At 66.8% G+C, this 20,205-nt stretch carries 18 protein-coding genes; 5 read left to right on the forward strand and 13 right to left on the reverse strand.

Annotated elements, in window-relative coordinates; genetic code table 11:
* Positions 1 to 95 precede the first annotated feature (95 nt).
* From G3545_RS05055 to G3545_RS05070, 4 genes are all read left to right on the forward strand, one after another.
* Positions 96 to 1,454, forward strand: a complete 1,359-nt coding sequence (locus tag G3545_RS05055) for a histidine kinase (RefSeq protein ID WP_170010426.1) — start codon at positions 96 to 98, stop codon at positions 1,452 to 1,454.
* Positions 1,451 to 2,098 (forward strand): response regulator transcription factor, encoded by a 648-nt coding sequence (locus tag G3545_RS05060; RefSeq protein ID WP_170010429.1) that lies wholly within the window; start codon positions 1,451 to 1,453, stop codon positions 2,096 to 2,098. The genes G3545_RS05055 and G3545_RS05060 overlap by 4 nt, the downstream gene beginning before the upstream one ends.
* Before the next feature lie 97 nt (positions 2,099 to 2,195).
* Entirely contained in the window at positions 2,196 to 3,104 is a 909-nt protein-coding gene (locus G3545_RS05065; protein WP_170010431.1) for an SMP-30/gluconolactonase/LRE family protein, read from the forward strand.
* A 22-nt stretch (positions 3,105 to 3,126) separates the two neighbouring features.
* On the forward strand, positions 3,127 to 4,647 hold the full coding sequence (locus G3545_RS05070) for an FAD-dependent monooxygenase (protein WP_170010433.1): 1,521 nt from the start codon (positions 3,127 to 3,129) through the stop codon (positions 4,645 to 4,647).
* Here the strand turns inward: G3545_RS05070 and G3545_RS05075 are convergent.
* Entirely contained in the window at positions 4,632 to 5,405 is a 774-nt protein-coding gene (locus tag G3545_RS05075) for a glucose 1-dehydrogenase (RefSeq protein WP_170010435.1), read from the reverse strand. The two genes, G3545_RS05070 and G3545_RS05075, sit on opposite strands and share 16 nt — an antisense overlap.
* Positions 5,406 to 5,631: 226 nt before the next feature.
* Positions 5,632 to 6,603 (reverse strand): GlxA family transcriptional regulator, encoded by a 972-nt coding sequence (locus tag G3545_RS05080; protein WP_206151379.1) that lies wholly within the window; start codon positions 6,601 to 6,603, stop codon positions 5,632 to 5,634.
* A 135-nt stretch (positions 6,604 to 6,738) separates the two neighbouring features.
* Here G3545_RS05080 and G3545_RS05085 point away from each other — a divergent pair, with 135 nt between their 5' ends.
* Positions 6,739 to 7,569 carry an alpha/beta hydrolase gene (locus G3545_RS05085; protein ID WP_170010437.1) on the forward strand — a complete coding sequence of 277 codons (831 nt, stop codon included), beginning with the start codon at positions 6,739 to 6,741 and terminating at the stop codon, positions 7,567 to 7,569.
* A gap of 55 nt (positions 7,570 to 7,624) precedes the next feature.
* Here G3545_RS05085 and G3545_RS05090 read toward each other — a convergent pair whose 3' ends face one another.
* The 11 genes from G3545_RS05090 to G3545_RS05140 form a co-directional block, all read right to left on the reverse strand.
* Positions 7,625 to 8,857 carry a BatD family protein gene (locus G3545_RS05090; protein WP_170010439.1) on the reverse strand — a complete coding sequence of 411 codons (1,233 nt, stop codon included), beginning with the start codon at positions 8,855 to 8,857 and terminating at the stop codon, positions 7,625 to 7,627.
* Positions 8,854 to 9,495, reverse strand: a complete 642-nt coding sequence (locus G3545_RS05095) for a tetratricopeptide repeat protein (RefSeq protein WP_246702695.1) — start codon at positions 9,493 to 9,495, stop codon at positions 8,854 to 8,856. Before G3545_RS05095 ends, G3545_RS05090 begins: the two co-directional genes overlap by 4 nt.
* Positions 9,492 to 10,412, reverse strand: a complete 921-nt coding sequence (locus tag G3545_RS05100) for a VWA domain-containing protein (RefSeq protein ID WP_246702696.1) — start codon at positions 10,410 to 10,412, stop codon at positions 9,492 to 9,494. The genes G3545_RS05095 and G3545_RS05100 overlap by 4 nt, the downstream gene beginning before the upstream one ends.
* Positions 10,409 to 11,404 (reverse strand): VWA domain-containing protein, encoded by a 996-nt coding sequence (locus G3545_RS05105; RefSeq protein WP_170010441.1) that lies wholly within the window; start codon positions 11,402 to 11,404, stop codon positions 10,409 to 10,411. The genes G3545_RS05100 and G3545_RS05105 overlap by 4 nt, the downstream gene beginning before the upstream one ends.
* A gap of 5 nt (positions 11,405 to 11,409) precedes the next feature.
* Complete coding sequence (locus G3545_RS05110) at positions 11,410 to 11,874, reverse strand: DUF4381 domain-containing protein (RefSeq protein WP_246702697.1); 465 nt, start codon at positions 11,872 to 11,874, stop codon at positions 11,410 to 11,412.
* Positions 11,874 to 12,836: a DUF58 domain-containing protein gene (locus G3545_RS05115; protein ID WP_170010445.1), complete on the reverse strand. Its 963-nt coding sequence runs from the start codon at positions 12,834 to 12,836 to the stop codon at positions 11,874 to 11,876. Before G3545_RS05115 ends, G3545_RS05110 begins: the two co-directional genes overlap by 1 nt.
* A gap of 14 nt (positions 12,837 to 12,850) precedes the next feature.
* Positions 12,851 to 13,822 (reverse strand): MoxR family ATPase, encoded by a 972-nt coding sequence (locus tag G3545_RS05120; protein WP_170010447.1) that lies wholly within the window; start codon positions 13,820 to 13,822, stop codon positions 12,851 to 12,853.
* 3 nt (positions 13,823 to 13,825) lie between these two features.
* Entirely contained in the window at positions 13,826 to 14,848 is a 1,023-nt protein-coding gene (locus tag G3545_RS05125; protein WP_170010449.1) for an HAD family hydrolase, read from the reverse strand.
* A gap of 24 nt (positions 14,849 to 14,872) precedes the next feature.
* Complete coding sequence (locus G3545_RS05130; protein WP_170010451.1) at positions 14,873 to 15,775, reverse strand: transporter; 903 nt, start codon at positions 15,773 to 15,775, stop codon at positions 14,873 to 14,875.
* 97 nt (positions 15,776 to 15,872) lie between these two features.
* Complete coding sequence (locus G3545_RS29975; RefSeq protein WP_348644632.1) at positions 15,873 to 18,266, reverse strand: DUF1214 domain-containing protein; 2,394 nt, start codon at positions 18,264 to 18,266, stop codon at positions 15,873 to 15,875.
* 147 nt (positions 18,267 to 18,413) lie between these two features.
* The gene (locus tag G3545_RS05140) at positions 18,414 to 19,979 is read right to left on the reverse strand and encodes an arylsulfatase (RefSeq protein WP_170010453.1); all 1,566 of its coding nucleotides are present in this window, start codon (positions 19,977 to 19,979) and stop codon (positions 18,414 to 18,416) included.
* Positions 19,980 to 20,205 lie beyond the last annotated feature (226 nt).

A 20,205-nucleotide genomic window follows, 5' to 3' on the forward strand; every position in this document is an offset into this window, starting at 1 on the left:
TGCTCCAGCTTCTTGAATCGAGAGCACTATCTTTTCGCTCGGATGATTTCATCCGAGCGGATAGGGCTCGAAGACCGCGCGCCCGGAGACGCCGCATGAGCCTGCTTCTCAGCCTCACCTTGCGCCTGATCGGCGTGGTGCTGTTCTGCCTGGTCTGCGCCATCGGCTGGATCATGCAGGACACCGACCAGAGCATGCGGCTCGGCGTCGAGGCCTCCGCCCAGCGGGTCGCACGGCAGATCGAGACGCGGCCCGGCCTCGGCAGCGCCGGCATACAGGCCTTCCAGCCGCCCTCGCTGTCGGACTGGCAGATGGATGCCGCCATCGCCTCGATCCTGCCGGGCGTATGCGTGGAGTTCGGCATACCCAGCGAGGTACGCCGCCGGCTGTGCGGCGGTTGGGACGGGCTCGGCGACACCGCGCCGCAATGGTTCGGCGCGGTGTATGACCGCGTTTTCGATGTCGGCGTCCCGGTGGTGCGGCCGATCATGTTCCGCGGCCGGGAAGTCGGCACGGTGATCGCCTCCCTCGACCGGGTCGCGGCGGTGACCGGGGCATGGCGGCAGGTCCGCGTCATGGCGGGGATGGCGGTGGCGATCGCGCTCGGCATGTGCCTGCTGGCGGCACTCGCGGTCGGCCACGCGCTGCTGCCGGTGCAGGCGATCATAGCGGGTTTGCGGCGGCTCGAAGCCGGCGACCATGCCAGCCGCCTGCCCGCCCTGCGCATCACCGAGTTCCGGCGCATCGCCGAAGCGGTGAACGACCTCGCCGACCGGCTGGAGCGCACCACGGCAGAGCGCACCGCGCTGACGCGCCGCCTGTTCCAGGTGCAGGAGGACGAGCGCCGCGCGCTGGCGCGCGAGCTGCACGACGAGTTCGGCCAGTGCCTCACCGCGGTGAGCGCCCTCGCCGCCTCGATGGAGGCAGGGGCGGAACGGCCCGATATCGCCGCCGACGCCAGCGCGATCTCCCGGATAACCGCGCAGATGATGGCGACGCTGCGCGGCGCCTTCGCCCGCCTGCGCCCGCCCGACCTCGACGAGCTCGGCCTCGAGACCAGCCTGCGCAACATGGTGGCCGGCTGGAACACGCTGCGCGGCGGGCGCGCCGAGTTCCGCATGGAGGTGGAGGGCGACCTTGCCTCGGTGCCGCCCGGCGCCGCGCTCAACATCTACCGCATTGCGCAGGAGTGCTTCACCAACGCCGCCCGCCACGGCAACCCGACGCGGGTGGTGATGCGCCTGACACGGGAGGGCCAAAGCGGCGGCAGCGTCGGCCTTGTCGTCGACGACAACGGCGGCGGCGATCCCGATCTCGTTGGAGCGGGTTCCGGTTTCGGCATCCTCGGCATCCGCGAGCGCATCGGTGCGCTCGGCGGAACGCTGTCCATCGGGCGCTCGGCGGGCGGGGTGCGTATCGCCGCGCTGGTGCCGCTGGCGGGCGCGGCGTCATGAGCGGCCTGTCGATCCTGCTGGTGGACGACCATCCGGTGGTGCGGGAGGGCTATCGGCGGCTTCTCGAACGCCAACCGGGCTATCGCGTCGTGGCGGAGGCGGAGAACGCGGCCGAGGCGTACCGGGCCTACAAGGAGAGCGCGCCCGATATCGTCATCATGGACCTGTCGATGCCCGGGGCGGGTGGCCTGGAAGCTGTCCGCCATATCCGGCAGTGGGACCGTGCCGCCCGCATCCTGGTCTTCACCATGCACCAGGCGGCCGCTTTCGCGCTCAAGGCGTTCGAAGCCGGCGCATCCGGCTATGTGACGAAGAGCAGCGCGCCGGACCAACTGGTGCGCGCCGTCCAGTCGGTGGCGCGAGGCGGGCGGGCGCTGAGCGACGACATCGCCCAGGAGATCGCCGCCGACCGGCTGTCGAACCGCTCGTCCGCCCTCGACGGCCTCGGGACGCGGGAGACCGAGATACTGCGCATGGTGGCCTCGGGGATGGACACGCAGCAGATCGCCGGGGAATTGCGGCTGAGCCTGAAGACGGTCCAGAATTACCACTATCAGATCAAGTCCAAGCTCGGCGCACGGACCGATGCGCATCTGGTCTGGCTCGCCATCGGCGCGGGCCTGATCTCCGGTTCCGAGCAATGAGTTGCTCCAAGGGAAGCGCTTGAGACGGTCACGGCCTGACACTAAGGTGCCGCGTTGAGGCGTCGGGAGCGGCGTCGCGACCGGCACGAGGGCGGGCATGGGCGAGCTTGAAGTTCTCGATCCGCGCTTCGGCAAGCTGATCATCGCGAGTGCGAAGCTTGAGCAGCTATGGACCGGCGCGCGATGGGTCGAGGGGCCGGCCTATTTCCCGGCCGGGCGCTACCTGATTTTCTCCGACATTCCGAACGACCGGCTCATGCGCTACGACGAGACCAGCGGCGTCGTCTCCGTGTTCCGCGAGCCTTCTGCCAACAACAACGGCAACACCGTCGATCTCGAAGGCCGGCTGGTCTCTTGCGAGCACAAGGGGCGGCGGATCACCCGCACCGAGCACGACGGCAGCGTCATTGCCCTGGCGACGCATTTCGAGGGCCAGCGGTTCAACTCGCCGAACGACATCGTGGTGAAATCGGACGGCAGCATCTGGTTCAGCGATCCGACCTACGGCATTGACGGCGACTATGAAGGCGACGCCGCCCCATCGGAAATCGGGGAAGCCAACGTCTATCGCCTCGACCCGGCCACCGGCACGGTCACGGCGGTCGTGACCGATCGCGTGCAGCCCAACGGCCTTGCCTTCTCGCCCGACGAGGGGATCCTCTATGTCAGCGACACGGGGTCGAGCCATGTCGCCGGGCATCCGCGCACCATCACCGCCTATGAGGTGTGGCCCGACAACACCCTCGCCAATCCGCGCACCTTCGCAACCTTGCCGGACGGCGCCTATGACGGCTTCCGCTGCGATGCCCAGGGCAATGTATGGAGCTCCGCGCTCGGTGGCGTCCACTGCCATGCGCCGGACGGCACCCATATCGGCACCATCCCAATCCCGGAACTGGTCTCCAACGTCTGCTTCGGCGGACGCAAGCGCAACCGGCTGTTCGTCACCGCGCAGACCTCGCTGTATGCCATCTATGTCAATGCACAAGGCGCGCTGCGGCCGTAGGCGCCCAATAGGAGTTTGGTGAATGCAAAGCGAGAGCGCCGCCGAACCGACCGTCCTGATCGTGGGGAGCGGCCCGGCCGGATTGTTTGCAGCGTGCGAACTGGTTCGGCATGGCGTCACGCCGCGCATCGTGGAGAGCAGGCTCGAACCGCATCACGAGACGCGCGGCACCGCTCTGCAGCCGGCGGTGCTCGAACTCATCGACCGCGGCGGCCTGATCGAGCCGTTCCTTGACGCCAGCGTGCATATCAAGCGGGTTCACGTGCTCGGCCCGGGCCTGCAGCAGCTCGCGGAAATGACCCTCGCCAATATCGGTTGCAAATATGAGCATCAGTGCAGCCTGCCGCAGTGGCACACCGAGGCGATCCTGCGCGAGCATCTGGAGAGCTGCGGCGTCCGGATCGAGTACGGCACGCAAGTGAAGGCGATCGAGGACGACCCGGCGGGCCTGCGGGTGACGGTCGAGGCCGGCGGCCGCGAGGAGGTCTTCACCACGTCCTACGTGCTGGGCGCGGGCGGCGCCCACAGCATCACCCGCCATTCGATGCACGAGCATCTCGCCGGGGACACCTATGGCGGCCGGTACATCGTCGCCGACATGAAGCATCGCCTGCCCTACCAGCCCGAATGCGGACGGGTGATCGTGGGCGCGGAAGGCTTCGTGCTGGTCTCGCCGCTGCCGGACGAGCGCTGGCTGATCTTCGTCAATCGCGACGAGGCCGATACGCGCTCCGAGCTTCCGAGCGCGGCCGAATTGAGCGAACTGCTCAATCGTCGCGCCGGCGTCGATCTCGGCATGCACGATCTGCGCTGGGCCTCCTATTTCAACATGCACATGCGCGCCGCCGAGCGCCTGAGCGACGGGCGGCGGTTCCTGCTGGGCGATGCGGCGCACCTCTCCAGTCCGATGGGCGGCGAAGGCATCAATGCCGCTTTCATGGATGCGGCCGACATCGCCTGGAAGCTCGCCCTCGTCGTGCACGGGTCCGGCAAGCCGGCGCTGCTCGACAGCTACGCAGCGGAGCGCGGCGCGGCGGACCATCACGTGCTGGAGGTCTCCAACGAGATCCATAACGCCGTGATGGAGCTGATCGCGATGTGTCGGGACGGCATGCCGACTTTGCCGCCGGCCGATCCGGTGAAGGGCATGGCGATCGTGCGCCGGCGTTCGATGCTCGACGTCTCCTATGCGGGCAGCGCGCTCGTCGGCGAGGCCAGCGCGGCAGTGGAAGGCCCGGCACCCGGAGAGCGCTTCCCGGTCCGCCATCGCCTCAGCGGCACCGGCCACCATGTGATCGTGTTCGGCGAAGCGCCGCGCCTCGACCATTTGCGTGCACGTTGGAACGGCCTCGTCTCGGTCGTCGATGCCTCAAGCGAGGGCTTCGATGCATCCGCAGCCGGCGTGCCCAATGGCGGCGCCATACTGGTCCGGCCGGACGGCTTCATCGGGTTCCGCGCTGCCCCGGCTGACGAGGCGACGATGGCCGCGCTCGACGCCCATCTGGCGAGCTATCTGGTGCCGGGATCTCACCAGGCGGTGTAGCCGCCATCGATCGTCAGGATGGTCCCCGTCACATAGGTCGAAGCCGCGGAGGCCAGATAGACCACCGCGGCGGCGACCTCGGAGGGTTCGCCGACGCGGCCCATCGGCGTCATGTCCAGCCAGACATTGAACAGCTCGGGCCGCTCGCGCATTTTCAGCGTCATCTCGGTCGCGATGTAGCCCGGCGCCAGCGCGTTCACGCGCACCCCGCTCTTCGCCCACTCGGTCGCCAGAGCCTTGGTGAGCATGTGCACGGCACCCTTGCTCGCCATGTAGGAGGCCGCCGTCTGCGGGCGATTGATGATCAGGCCGGACATCGAGCCGAGATTGACGATGCTGCCCTGCCTTCGGTCGACCATATGGCGCCCGAAGGCACGGCAGCACCAGAATACGCCATTGACGTTGACGTCCATCACCTCGCGCCATTCGTCGTCAGGCGTTTCGACCGCCGAATTGAGCCGGGCAATGCCGGCGCTGTTGACGAGGACGTCGACCTTGCCGTGTTCCTCGACGATCGCGGCGGCTGCCGTGGTCACGGCAGCCGGATCGGTCACGTCCAGAACCGCGGAAGCGGCATCCACTCCGCTCTCGGCGAGACGTTTCACGGCCGCATCCAGCGCAGTCTGATGTCGACCTGCGACGATGACCTTTGCCCCGCATGCCCCGAGCGCCGTCGCCGACTCGAAGCCGATGCCGCTCGAGCCGCCGGTGACGACGGCGACGGATCCCGTCATGTCGAACGCGTTGCGGTAGTCCATGGGCGCCCTCCTGACGGTCTTCATCGAGCGGCACGGACCTTATCATGAAACATCCAGACGGGGCGCCGGTCGCGGATGGCTCATAGGGAGCTACCCTACTCCCTCATCCCCGGACTTGACCCGGGGATCCAGACTTCAACCGGGTGCATGCGGATGGGCTAGATCCCCGGGTCAAGCCCGGGGATGAGGTAGAATGGAGATTCTGGCCTGCCTATTAGCCGGCTCTCTAACCTGCCGCGACGCCGAACCTGCGACGATAATCCGTCGGCGCCAGGCCGGTGATGCGCTGGAACAGCTTGCGGAAGGCGGAGGCATCGCTGTAGCCGACCTCCCAGGCGATCTGTTCCACCGGGCGGCGGCTGAGTTCCAGCGCCTCGCGTGCCTTGGCGATCCGGATCTGCTGGGCATATTCGGTGGGCTTGAGGCCGGTCGCCTTCTGGAACCGGCGCAGGAAGGTGCGCTCTTCCAGCCCTGCGCGCCGCGCCAGCGCGGTGACCGCATGGTCTTTCGCCCCGGTCGCCTGCAGCCAGTGCTGCACCTTCAGGATCGCGGCATCGCCGTGATCTAGGCGCGGGACGAAGTGATTGTATGGCCGCTGGGCGCGACCGGGCGGATCGACGATCAGGAAGCGGGCGGTCTCCAGCATCACGCTAGGCCCCAGCAGACGCTCCACCAGCGTGAGCCCGAGATCGGTCCAGGCGAGGATGCCGCCGGCGGTGATGATGTCGCCATCATCGATCACCATGCGGTCGACATCGACCTTGATGGCGGGGAAACGCTCGCCCAGCGCATCGGCGAATGCCCAGTGGGTGGTCGCCTGCCGCCCTTCGAGCAGGCCGGTCTCGCCGAGCACGAAGGCGCCCGCGCACACCGAACACAGCGTGGTGCCCTCGGCATGGCGATCCGCCATCCAGGTGGCGAAGCCGCGCATCGACTGCATCTTGCCCGGCATCACCAGGCTGGGCGGGGCGATCAGGTGACTGGGCTTGTGCGGTTTGCCGGGATGGCTGTCATAGGTGCACGCCACCCCCGCCCCGTCATCGGCCTGTCTCCAGTGGGTGACACGTATCGCCGCCGGGTCGCCGTCGTCGCTCGCCGCGGTGACGTCGCCGGCGATGCGGAACAGGTCGGTCAGGCCATAGACCGCAGCCAGTTGCGCGTCCGGATAGATGAGCAGTCCAATCTCGGCGACGATCACGGGTCCCTCGGCACTCTGTCAGTTTCGGCCCGCCCGATGTCAGTTCTGCCAAGCGCGCCCGTCAGCCCTCTCGCCTACAACATCCACACCGAGGCGCACAGAGCGGCGGCCCACAGCAAAACGAGGAGAACCGACATGAGCACTATCACCACGAAGGACGGCACCGAGATCTACTACAAGGACTGGGGTTCCAAGGACGCGCAGCCGATCGTCTTCCACCATGGCTGGCCGCTGAGCGCCGACGATTGGGACAACCAGATGCTCTATTTCCTCGGCCAGGGCTATCGGGTGATCGCGCATGATCGCCGCGGCCACGGCCGCTCGATGCAGACCGCGACCGGCAACGAGATGGACACCTATGCGGCCGACGTTATCGAGCTCGCCAAAGCGCTCGATCTGCGCAACGCGATCCATATCGGCCATTCCACCGGCGGCGGCGAGGTGGCGCATTATGTGGCCCGTGCCGAGCCCGGCCGCGTCGCCAAGGCGGTGTTGATCGGCGCGGTGCCCCCGATCATGGTCAAGTCCGAGAAGAATCCGGGCGGCCTGCCGATCGAGGTGTTCGACGGCTTCCGCGCGGCGCTGGTCGCCAACCGCGCGCAGTTCTACATCGATGTGCCGGCCGGCCCGTTCTACGGCTACAACCGTGAGGGCGCGAAGGTCTCGCAGGGCGTCATCGACAATTGGTGGCGCCAGGGCATGATGGGCGGCACCAAGGCGCATTACGACTGCATCAAGGCATTCTCCGAGACCGACTTCACCGAAGACCTCAAGACCATCGAGGTTCCGGTCCTGGTGATGCACGGCACCGACGACCAGATCGTGCCCTATGCCGACTCCGCGCCGCTCGCGGTGAAGCTGCTGAAGAACGGCACGCTCAAGAGCTATGAAGGCCTGCCGCACGGCATGTGCACCACCCATCCGGAGGTGGTCAATCCGGACCTGCTGGCCTTCATCAAGGGCTGAAGCGGCTCATCGAGGATTGAAGGCTTGGGCGAGCCGGGCGACCGGCTCGCTTTCTTCATGTCGGCGCGTCGGCGAGCGGATTGAGCGGCGGCAAGGACGATGGGGGCGATGCCGACGCCCGCGTCGCGCGGAGCGACTCGAGGCGATCGAGCAACAGGTTTGCGTCGCTCGCGCTCCACGGCACCGCCGCCGTGCCGAACAATGAAGCCTCCAAAGGACGGACGAACTCCCGGGCCTTTGCACGTGCGGCCGGCGAGAGGTCGGCACACCAGGCCGAGTATGCGCGATAGACGGCGCGCGCATCGCCGGCCCTGCAGGCGTCGCGCAGCGCGGCAAAAGCCCTGCTTTCCGGCGTCGCCGCCGCCGCGTGCCGCGCACGGGCATGGGCGGCATAGCGCGTGCCGATCCAGAACACGAGACAGAGTGCGGCGAACAGCGCCGCATAGGCGAGGCGCCGGTTTGGTGGGGCCGTCTCGACGCCTGAAGCCGGCTCTTCCGCAACGCTGATCGTTGCCCCGGCCCCTGCGGCCGCCTTCAGTGCACCCTCGCCCAGATTCCACCAGGGCTGTGCGACCGCCGGCAGTTCGAACCGCCCGCCACGCTCGAACACATAGGTGATGCGGTCGACCCGCCGCCCGGTGATGGCGCCGCGATTCATGCGGTCCTCGCTGTCCGGCGGATCGGTATAGACGCGCACGCCGTCCGGCGCGCCGAGCGGCAGATCGCGCAACACGAGGCCGGGAACGTCCTCGGCCGTGCGGGTGACGGTGCGGACGATGGCATCGCCCGCCTTGAAGGTGCCACCCGGTGCCGGCGCCCATTGCTCGTCGAGCGTGAGGTGCCGGGTGGCGACGACCGGCTGGGAGGGATCGACACCTGCCGGCACCGTAACGCTCATCTCCACCGGTTCGCCGCGTGTGCTGCCCGTCGTCTCGCCGGCGGAATCGAGCAGGGTCACGGTCGCGGGTGGGATCGCGAATTCGCCACCGCGCCGCGGATAGAGCGCGAACTCGAAGCGCTGGCCGACATAGGGCTCGCCGCCGATGGTATCGCGCACCGTGGTGCCCTGCGTCTCGAAGCGGAACGCCTGCACGCCGGCGACGTCCGGCACCGCGACACGCGGCGGCCTCCGCATCGCATTATGGAACAGCACATCGACATACAGCGCGACATGCTGGCCGATGACGGCGCCGGCCGCAGGATCGGCCTTGGTGCGCACCACCACGGCCTCCTGCGCCGCGAGCGGGCCGGCCAGGCCGAGCAGCAGGAACGCAAGCGGCCATCTCATGGCGACGTCCCGCCCTGCTGCTGGAGCTGATAGCCGAAGCGGGCGCGCAGGAAGTCGGCAGGCCTGGTCTGCACCCGCTTCAGCCACAGCGCGCGCACTGCCTCGTCGCTCATCGGCGCGCCGGCGGTGTCGGTCTGCTGGCCGCCCGGGTTCTTCGCATCCTTGTCATAGACGATCTGGTCGGCGCCCTCGCGCTGGTCGCCGGCTTCCCCTCCCGGCGCCTTCATGCGCTCCGCGCGCAATTGCGCGAGCGTGCGATTGGCCTCGGCGTCCGCAAAGCCCGGCCGCAATCCCAGCGCGCGGTCATAGCGGGCGACGGCGTCGTCATATTTGCCGAGCATCACCAGGGCATTGCCATGATCGTAGGCGCCGTCCGCGGTGTCGATGCCGGCGAAAGTCTGCGCGGCGTCCTTGAAGTTGCCGGCGCGCATCAGGGCGGCGCCGCGCCACATCGGATCGAGGAAGGCATCGGCAGCCTGCTGATACTTGCCGTGCTCGAACAGATAGCGCCCACGCTGGTCGGGGCTTGCCCAGAGCGCGCTCCAGCCGACCAGCCACGCAGCAATGCCAAGCGCCGCGACAAGCATTGCTACCAGCATTGCCACAGCCCGGCTTGAGTGGTGCTTGCGCGCGTTCATGCCAACACCCAGCCGCGGCGGAACCAGCCGAGCACCAGCAGCGCGATCAGCGGCGTCAGCCAATAGCCCGCCTCCTCCCAGCGCGGCGCCTCGCCGGCGAGCGGCGGTGCAGCGCCCTTGGTGGCGAGCGTGCGGGCGAGGCCGGCGACATCCGCGGTGTCGAGCGTCGGCACCACGAGATCGGCGTCGAGTGCGGATACCGCAGAGTTGAGGCTGGGATCAGCGGACACGCGAGCAGCGGGCTGCATGGCGAACAGCGTCACCGGGACGTCGCGCTCATCCTTGAGCGCGGCAATCGCACCGGGCGCCACCGTGTCGGCGAACACGACGATGGAACCGCCCTGCCTGCCATCGGTCAACACCTGCCCGGCGAGCTTCACCGCAGCAGCGAGATCGTCGCCCTCGCGCGGCATCACGTCGGGCGCCAGCGCGCCCGCCATCGTCTCCACCACCGCGGCGTCCGGGGTCGGCGGCAGCACCAGATGCGCCGAGCCGGCATAGGCGACGAGCCCGGTCGGCGCGCCCTCGCGCAGAGCCAGGAGGTCGCTCATCTTCTGGCGGGCGCGGTCGAGCCGCGTCGGCTGGAGGTCGGTGCCGAGCATGGACGGAGCGACCTTCAGCACGAACATGGCCGGTCGCGCGCTCTGCGCAAACGGCGACGGCGCCTGCCGCCAGGCCGGGCCGGCAATGGCGAGGACGCCGACGATCCAGCCCGCCAGCAGCAGGTCGCTCGGCTTGAACCGCCGCGTGTCGCCGCCGACGATGAGATGGCGCAGCAGGGCCGGGTCGATCGCCGCCCGCCAGCGCGCCGTGGTGTCGGTCTCGCGCCGCTCCAGCCACCACAGCGCGAGGGCCGGCAGCAGGAGCAGCAGCCACCATGGCCGCAGGAAGTGGAATGCGGCGAGCGCGTCCATCATCGCGTCGCCTCCGCCACCCGCCGGCGCGGCCAGCGCACCAGCCGGATCGCCTGCATAAGCATGGACAGCAGCGTCAGCGCCGCCAGCGGCAGCCAGTACAGTTCGACCCGCGGCTGGAACGAGACGGTATCGACCTTCCGGGTCTCGATCGCATCGAGCCTTGTATAGATGCCGGCCAACTGGTCGCGGTCGAGCGCGCGGTAATAGCCGCCGCCAGTCAGGTCGGCGACCTGCTTCAAGGCGGCCTCGTCGAGCTTCTCCTCGCCCGCCGCCGCCGGATCGCCGACCGCCACGGTGTGGATGACGATGCCCTTGTCCTTCGCAATACGCGCGGCCTCGTCCGGCGGCACGCTGCTCGCCGTATCATTGCCGTCGGTGAGCGCGATCATGGTTTTGGCCGGCGCGGTCGATGTCGCGAACAAATTGATGCCGAGCCCGATGGCATCGCCGAACACGGTGCGCGGCCCGGCCATGCCGACCTGCATCTCGCCGAGCAATTGGCGGGCGAGCTTCAGATCGGTGGTGAACGGCACCAGCGCGAACGGCGCATTGCCGAACACCACGACGCCGACGCGGTCGCCCTGCCGGCGGGCAAGGAAATCGTCCAGCACCTGCTTCACTGCAGTGAGCCGGTTGACCTTGTTGCCGGCGGCATCGGTGAAGTCGGCGGTGTCCATCGAGCCGGACAGGTCGACCAGCAGCAGCAGGTCGCGCGCCGGCTGGTCGTGATGGACCGGCGGCAAGGTCCATTGCGGGCGCATCAGCGCGCCGAGTGCGAGGCACCAGCAGGCGGCAAGCCCGAGGCTGCGCCACAGCCCGCGCCGGCTGATGCTCGCCCCTCCCCGTGGCGAAGCGCCGGTGAGCGTCGCGAGTTGAACGAAGAACGGCACGCGGACCGCAGCGCGGCGCGCGGCGTAGGGCGGCACCAGCCAATAGACCAGCGCCGGCAGCGGCAGAAGCAATGCGAGCCACGGGTGCGCGAAACCAAGCATGGGCGCTACTCCGCCGCCCGATGGCGCTTCACCCAGCGCCGCGCCGCCGCCACGATCGCCGCGCCGTCGCCGCTCTGTGCGCCATAGGCGGCGCGTTCGAGCGCGGCAGCGGGGCCCTTGGTAAAGGCATCCGTTTCCGCGGTGCGGTCGAGGAAGGCCAGCCAGGCGGCGCCGGTGAGGCTCGCCACCTCGGCGCGCGGATAGGCGACCAGCGCGGCGCGCTTGAGGATGGCGGAGAGCGCCAACACCCGAGCCGGCTCATTGACGGGATCGAGCGCGGCGAGTTCGGCCAAAGCGGCTCGGCGATAGGCATTGTGGCGATGGCGCCGGATCATGTGCACGGCGAGTATCGCCAATGCCGCCGCCAGCGCCGCGGCCACGATCCACCAGCCCGGCGCCGGCGGCCACCATGGCACCGGTGGCGGCACGATAATGTCGCGCAGGTTGGAGAGGTCGGCCGGATCGCTCATCACGCGGCACTCGCAGCACGCGCGGCCGGCGCCTTTCTGGCAAGGCGGCGGCCCAGCAGTTCGCGAAGCTGTTCCGACGTGTCCCGCACGGTGGAGAGGGGCAGCACCGGGATAGCGCGGCGGCGCGAGAAGCGCTCGATCGCATCCCTCCGGGCGTTGAAGTCGGCAGCAAAGCGCGTGCGCAGATCCCGGCCGGACATGTCGATATTCATCTGCCGCGCGGCCTCGGCGATGACGGCGCGCCCGACATCCGGCAGTTCGGCCTCCAGCGGGTCGGAGATGAAGATCGTCAGCACGTCATTATGGGCGGTGATCTCGGTCACCAGTCTCACCGTCTCGGCGTCCGCCCCGGCCGCGTCGGTGATGAGGGTGACGAGCCCGTCATGTGGCATCAGCCTGGATGCCTTGCGCAGGGCCTCGTTGAATAGGCCGGGGTCGGTCGGCCGCGGATCATCCGCGCGCAGGGCCTGGTTCCGCCGCACGATGGCGTCGAGGATCGGCGCCACCGCAGCGTTGCGGGCGCGCGGCCGGATCTCGTCGATCCCGTCCTCGGAGAACACGATGGCGCCGACGCGGTCGCCGAGCGAGGTCACCCGCCACGCCGCCAGCGCCGCCGCCTCGGCCGCGACGACCGATTTCATGGCCCGCCGGCTGCCGAAGAACATGCCGAGCCGCTGGTCCACCAGCAGTAGCACCGGCCGATCGCGCTCCTCGGTGAAGACCCGCACATGCGGCGAGCCGAGCCGCGCGGTGGCCGGCCAGTCGATGGCGCGGACATCGTCGCCCTCGTAATAGTGGCGCAGCTCCTCGAATTCGAGCCCGCGGCCGCGCAGCCGCGACGCGTGGCGGCCGGCCAACAGGCTGTGCACCGGCTGCTTCGGCAGGAAGCTGAAGCCCTTGGCGCGGTGGCGCAGGCGCAGCAGTTCGTCGAGTGTCACATGGACCCGCGCCTCCTCGGCCATATGCGCCCTCCCCGTCAGACCGCCACGGCGACCTGCTTCACCAGTTCGTCAATGACGTCGTCCGCCCGCATGCCGTCGGCGCCGGCCTCATAGGTCAGCGACACGCGATGGCGCAGGCAGTCATGCACCACCGCCTGAACGTCCTCGGGCGTGACGTAGTCGCGCCCTTGCAGCCAGGCGTAGGTGCGCGAGGAACGGTCGAGCGCCAGCGTGCCACGCGGGCTGGCGCCGATGCCGATCCAGCCCTTGAGCTTGTCGCCATACTCCGCCGGCCGGCGCGTCGCCGCGACGAGGGCGACGATGTACGTCTCCACCGCCTCGACCATGGAGACCGCGTCGATCTCCTTGCGGGCGGCAAAGATCTCCGCCTGAGCGATCTTGGCGGGCGGCGCCTCCGCGGTGCCGGCCTGCTCGGCGCGCACCAGCCGCAGCACCTTCGCTTCGTCGGCATCGCTCGGATAATCGATCCGCACATGCATCAGGAACCGGTCCATCTGCGCTTCGGGCAGCGGATAGGTGCCTTCCTGCTCGATCGGGTTCTGCGTCGCCAGCACCATGAACAGGTCCGGCAGGCCGTAGCGCTTGCCGGAGACCGTGACCTGGCGCTCCTCCATCGCCTCCAGCAGCGCGGACTGCACCTTGGCGGGGGCGCGGTTGATCTCGTCGGCCAGCACGAGATTGCCGAAGATCGGCCCCTTGCGGAACTCGAAGCTGCCGGCGCCCTGCCCGTCGGTGCGGTAGATCTCGCCGCCGGTCACATCCGACGGCAGCAGGTCCGGGGTGAACTGGATGCGGCTGAACTCGCTCTCCAGCGCCTGCGACAGGCTCTTGATGGCGCGGGTCTTGGCGAGGCCGGGCAAGCCCTCCAGCAGCACATTGCCATTGGCGAGCAGCGCGATGACGAGGCGCTCGACCACCCGCTGCTGGCCGATGACGGCCTGGTTGACCCGCTTCTGGATCTCGATGACGGAGTCGCGCGCCGCCATCGCTCAGTTCTTCTCGAACGGGTAAATGACCTTCCAGTCATTCTTCATGTCGACCACCAGCCAGCCGCGCTTTGGTGCTTCGTCCAGCGCCTTGTCGAGCTTGCCGACCTGGGAGTCGCGGTCATAGGCCCATTCGCGCACCGCATCGGTGTGGTGGACGATCAAGGCGAAGCGCGGGCCGGTGTTCAGCGTGGTCCATTGCAGCATTTCAAGGTCGCCGTCGGAATTGCCGGCGGCGAACACCGGGCGGCGGCCGATGAAGCGGTTGATGCCGACCGCCTTGCCCGGCCCGTCATCGATGAACTCGACCTCGGGGAGCTTGCGCAGGATCGGCGTATCGCCGTTCAGCTGGTACTCGGTCTTGCCGGACGAGCCCACGACCTGTTCGGGGGGGATACCGTAGGTCTGCATCGTCCAGGGCCGCATGAACTCGATGCCGCCGCCGGAGACGATGAAGGTCTTGAAGCTGTTGGCCCTGAGATAGGCCAGCAGTTCCAGCATCGGCTGATACACAAGATCGGTGTAAGGCCGGTCGAAGCGCGGATGGCGCGCGGTCTTGATCCACTCGGTTACGAGCGCGTGGAAATCGGCCACCGTCATGCCGGCATGAGTCAGGGCGACGATCTGCAGGAGGCCCTTCTCGCCCAGCGCCGCGAGCGCCGCCTTGTCGCCGGAGAGCACCGCCTTGTAGGGCTGGGTCTCGGCGAGCGCCGGATTGGCCTTCACAAGCGCCTTGAGGCGGTCGATGGCGAACAGGATCTGGAAATACATCGGCTGCTCGGACCAGAGCGTGCCGTCATTGTCGAAAGTGGCGATGCGCTCCTGGACGGGCACGAAATCCGGTCCGCCTTCGCCGGTGACGCGGCCGACGAAATCGACGATCGCCGTCTTGGCGGCGCCGTCATTCCAGGAAGGCAGCGGGTCGGTCTGTGCGAAGGCGCCCGGCTGGATCAGCGTGACGAGGCCCAGCGCGAGCACGCCGGCTATCAGGAGGCGTCGGCTGAGTTTCAGGAAACGAAACGGCATGGCTCATTCCCCGCTTTCTTGCGCTCAGAACTTGCCGCTGATCTGCAACGCCACGGCATTGCCCTTCATGCGGTTCTCGACCTCGACTTCGTGCGCCCATTTCAGCGTGAAATCGACTTCGGTGTGCTCGTTGAAGGTGGCCTTGTATTTGATGAGCGGGCCGACGGCGATCGAGCGCCCTTTGAAACCACCATGGTTGTCGGCGAAGGTGCTGTCGTCGTCCTCGAACTGATAGAGGATGCCGCCGATAGCCCCGATGGAGAATTCCTTGGTCAGGCTCTTGGTCAGTGCCAGATCGAGATGGGCCACCGCGCCGCTGTAGTAATCGGTGTCCGTATTCCGGGTGTTGATGTCGATGCCGAAGGCTCCCGAAAAGTCGAGCCCGTATTCCGGGATCAGGCGGGTGAAGGCGATGCCCGGGGTGAAGGTCCAGTAGTTCAGGCCGATGAAGGCGAGATCCCCCTTCCCCCATTCGCCGGTCGGCGCCGTCACCGTCAGCGACAGCGCGAAGAACATGTCCATCGCATCGCTGTGCCATCCCATGACCGCCGGTGCGAACGCGATGTCGCCCAGCCCGGAGGCCTCCTGAACCACCTCGAATGGGCCGACATCAGCCTTCGCCTTGGTCCAGCCGACCGGAATTGCGCCCTGGAACGCATAGGTCCAGTTGCCGGGCAGGTCCAGCTTCGGCACATAGATGCCGGCGAGGGCAGTGACATACATGTCGGCTTCCAGCCCGACCGCGATCGAGCCGCCGCCGAACGGCACGTCGCCCGCCGTTGAACCATGGTAGTACATGCTGGTCGCGATCCAATAGAAGCCGGGCACCGGCGGCACGATGCCCATGCCGGGCCCGGCGAGCGCGGCCGGAAAATACCGGCCGGCGACCGCCTCGGTCGCGCTGGCCTCCATTGGGTAGACCGTCATGTGCAACGCCGCGCATGTGAGCGCTACGATCGATGCACAACTTCCCCCTGTCCGTATCCGCATGGTTGCCCCCTCAGAATGATCGGCTACCGGCTAGTCACATCTCCTTCGCAGTCGGGAATTTCCATGTTCCGTCCAGCACCTCGGCACGTGGCCGATAGAGCCGAACCATGTAATTCCAGCCCGGCATGACCGGCAGGCAGTTCGGCACCTTTCCATCGCAGCCGCCGAACTGAACCACCACGCTCCCGTCCGAATCCTTGGCAGCCGTTATGTTGTTGATGTTGTACGCGTTCAGATCGTTCTTCTGGTAGTATCCCTGGGCGTTATAGAGGCTGATCGACCAGAATGCGTCGACCGGAACGTCCCTTACGGCAAGCCTGTAGATCGTGTTGCCGTCATTCTTCGCAGGCACCACGTTGAGATACAGGGCCTCCGTCTCGGGATTTCCGCCCCAGGCGGATGCTGACCCAAGGAGGCGGCGCACGGGGTCGACGTCTTCCTTCCGACCAAACATGTGCTTGGTGTCCGGAAGCGTGGAAGCAAGCGCCCGCAACGCGTCGCGAACCTTCTTCTGGCTGACCGGATCCCAGTTCGGGACCTCGAAGCTTCCCGGTCCTCCCGGCTGACTGACCTTTATCGCGTCCTGCAAGGCGTGGACGGCGGCGACGTCCTTTGCGTCGTTGGGGTCGACGAGGATGCGGATGCCGGCGACCACGTAGCGCGTGCCGATCTGGTCCTTGCTCAGCGTGTGCTCGCCAGCCCCATAGCTCACCGAATGGGTGTACTGGTCTTCATCGATGATCTGGAGTGACAGGAAGCGTGTGCCCGGATCGGGAAGGGAAATGGTGACCGGGCCGGCGTCGAGATCGAACACCGCACTTGTGTAGAGCGTGTCCCGGTTGAGCCGGACCACGTCCTGATGATCGATCGAGGCCGGCTCGCGACGATGGGAGAGTTTGCCGAGACCGCCCTGCTTCACGAGGTTCGAGAAATACAGGTCGCTCTCGGCGCGCGCGAAATTATCGGCCGTGACCGGGACTGTCGCGACCGGCGACGCGCCGCCTGCCCCGCCTGTGGACGCGGCCGCCGCCACCTTCTCCACGTCGGGCAGTTTCCAGCTCTTGTCGAACAGTGGTTTCTCCGGCCCATAGAGCCGGAACATGAGCTCGAACTCGCGGTTCGGATCGGTCGGCACCCAGTTCGCCTCCTTGCCGGCCGGTGCCTTCGGCCCGAAATAGACGTCGACCGAGCCGTCCGGGTTCTTCTCGACGCCCGCGGAGATGGAGGCGACGCTGGCGCGGTGCATGTTGCGCACCAGCGCGTGGGTGTCGCGGTCATAGACGGTAGCGGACCAGTATTGCTTGACCGGCGCGTTCGGCGGCACGGTGAGGCGATAGGTGCCGGCACCGTCGAACGGATTGCCGTCCTTGTCCTTGCTGGTCAGCAGATAGAATTGCGCGGTGCCGAGCCGCTTGATGCCGGTAAAGCCGAGCGTGTAGCTCACGCCGCGTACGTCGACCATATAGATGTCGTTGTCGGCATAGCCGTTCTGCACACTCTTCGCGAAATCGGCCCGGGCCGCCGGAAACCAGCGAATCCCGGCATTCATCACCGGGAAGCCCTGATCATATTGATCCGAGAGCCAGGCATGGGCCTCACGCGCGGCGGCGTTCAGCGCCTCTTCGGTCTTGGCATCTGGATTGTAGGGCTTGCCTTTCTCGATGCCGATCGTCTTCAGCTGATCGATCATGGCGCGGTCGCGCGGCAACCAGGGCTCGCTCTGCACGATGCGGTCGAGATTGCGGTAGAAGCTCGCATCGTACTTGATCGTCGTGTCGAACAGCGTGCCCGACGCATCGACGAAATTGGTCGGCGGCGGACTGGCCGCCTTGGCCAGCGGATAGACCTTGATCTGCTTGCCATAGGCGACCGACTTCGCAATGTCCTCGTCGCTGTGGCTCTTGAGGTTCGAGCGCATCAGCGCGAAGCCGCTGAAGGTGTCCGACGGCAGGGCGATATAGCCCTTCGGCACCTTGCCGGTGTAGCCCGGCGGCAGGATCAGGTACTTGCCGCCCTTGCCCTTGTCGGCGCCTTCAGGGCCGGCATCCTCGAGCGGCATCTGCCAGACATTGACAATATTGCCGGCAATCGAGCCGCCGACCGCAGGCGGGATATCGATCACGATCGGGCCGTCCTTCACGTTCCAGAAGGACATGAAGTAGATCGCGTCGGGATTGGGCGTCAGCGTCTGGTTCTTCCAGTCAGCCGGACGCGACCAGAAGACGACATCGTTCGGCTTGGCAGTGGTCTTGCTCAAGGCTTCCTGCAGCATCAGGTCGGCATTCACCGCCGGCATGCCCCAGATCATCGCCTCGACGCCGCGGCGCTCGATCATGCGGCGGGCGAGATCGTCGGATGAGGACGCCTGCGCCAGGGCGCCGAATGCCGTGAATGACAAGAAGATAGTCGCCGCGATCATCTTCTTCATGTGGCCGCTCCCATAGATGCATTTGCGAGGCCGCATCCGCGCCAGGCAACCGGGCACTCCCGGCTCGAGCAGATCCCCGAAGTCACGCGGTGGCGGATGGAGCGGCAGGGCGAATCGCCCCGCCGCTCGCTTCATTGCGAGGACATCCTAGTTCGGAAGCTGCCGCATCATCTGTTCGGTGATCTGGTCGATCGAGAAACTCGCCGGCTTCTGCGCCGGTGGGTAGTCCTTGAAGGTCGAAAGGAACTGCGCCACCAGCGCCTGCACCGGCACCACCAGGAAGGAATGGCGCAGCGACCAGTCCCAATAGGTGTTGGAGGTGATCGGTGCCCGCTCGAACGGGTCCATACGGAGATTGATGATGGTTGGCAGGCGTCCACAATCGAACTGTGCCTGCCAGACCCGCAGCGTGCCCTCCACGCGTTGCTCGCAGAAATTGAACTTCCAGTTCTGGTAGCGGACGGCGACCAGCTGATTGTCGTCATTGAAGTAGAAGAAGCTGTCACGCGCCGATTTGTCGGTCTGGCCGGTCAGCAAAGGGAGCTGGTTGAAGCCATCGAGATGGACCTTGTAGGTCCGACCGTTCAGGCTCCAGCCGTCCAGCAATCGTTTCGTCACATCCGGATCACCGGCTGCCGCCAGCAAGGTCGGAAACCAGTCGAGGCCGGAGACAATCTCCGTCGAGATCACGCCCGGCTTGATATGGCCGGGCCATCTCACCATGGCCGGAACCCGATAGGCACCTTCCCAATTTGTGTTCTTCTCGCCACGGAACGGGGTCATCGCGCCATCCGGCCACGAATTCATGTGAGGACCGTTGTCGGTGCTGTAGATCACGATGGTGTTGTTTTCGACACCAAGGTCCTTCAGCTTCTGCAGCAGCTTGCCGACGTCGCCGTCATGTTCGAGCATGCCGTCGAAATATTCGGAGATGCCGCTCTTGCCGAGCATTTCCGGGCGCACATGCGTGTAGAGATGCATGCGGGTGGTGTTCATCCAGGTGAAGAACGGCTTGCCGGCCTTCACCTGGCGATCCATGAAATCCATCGCGGCGTTGGTGGTCTCGTCGTCGATGGTCTCCATCCGCTTTATGGTCAGCGGACCAGTGTCCTCGATCTTGCCGTCGGCACTCGACTTGATGACGCCGCGCGGGCCGTATTTCTTGCGGAACGCGGGATCCTTCGGATAGTCCGGATTCTCCGGCTCCTCTTCGGCATTGAGGTGGTAAAGGTTGCCGAAGAACTCGTCGAAACCGTGCGCCGTCGGCAGGAACTCATCCTTGTCGCCGAGATGGTTCTTGCCGAACTGGCCGGTGGCGTAACCGAGCGGTTTTAGCGCCTCGGCAATTGTGATGTTCTGCGCTCGCAAGCCGAGATCGGCGCCCGGCAATCCGACCTTCGAGAGGCCGGTGCGCAGCGTCGCTTCGCCGGTGATGAAGGTAGAGCGCCCCGCCGTACAACTCTGCTCCGCATAGTAATCGGTGAAGATCATGCCATCGCGCGCAATGCTGTCGATATTCGGCGTGCGATACCCCATCAGCCCCATCGAGTAGGCGCTGACATTCGTCAAGCCGACGTCATCGCCGAAAATGACGAGGATGTTCGGCTTTGCCGTCTGCGCCGGCGGCGCTGTCTGCGCCGAACTGACGCTTACCAATCCGGCAAGTCCGCCGCATAGGATCGCGGCCGATGCCAATAGCTTTCCAATCCGCATAACGCCCTCCCTGTTACGCCTCAGAACGGCACGACGTAGCCTAGCCGTAATCGTCGTAGATGGCGGCCCACTTCCTCCGGCCGCCTGCACGCACTTGCGACGTGAAGATCGCGAACTTCACCCGCACCTAGAAAGGCACTGCGGTGATCGCCGCCGGCGGCGTAACGCCCTCTCATTCGGACGCCTCTCTCTTTTGAGGTGTCGCCTGCCTTTTCCATTCCGGACC

Origin of the sequence: Starkeya sp. ORNL1 (genome assembly GCF_012971745.1) — a bacterium.
In the GTDB taxonomy this organism is placed as follows: domain Bacteria; phylum Pseudomonadota; class Alphaproteobacteria; order Rhizobiales; family Xanthobacteraceae; genus Ancylobacter.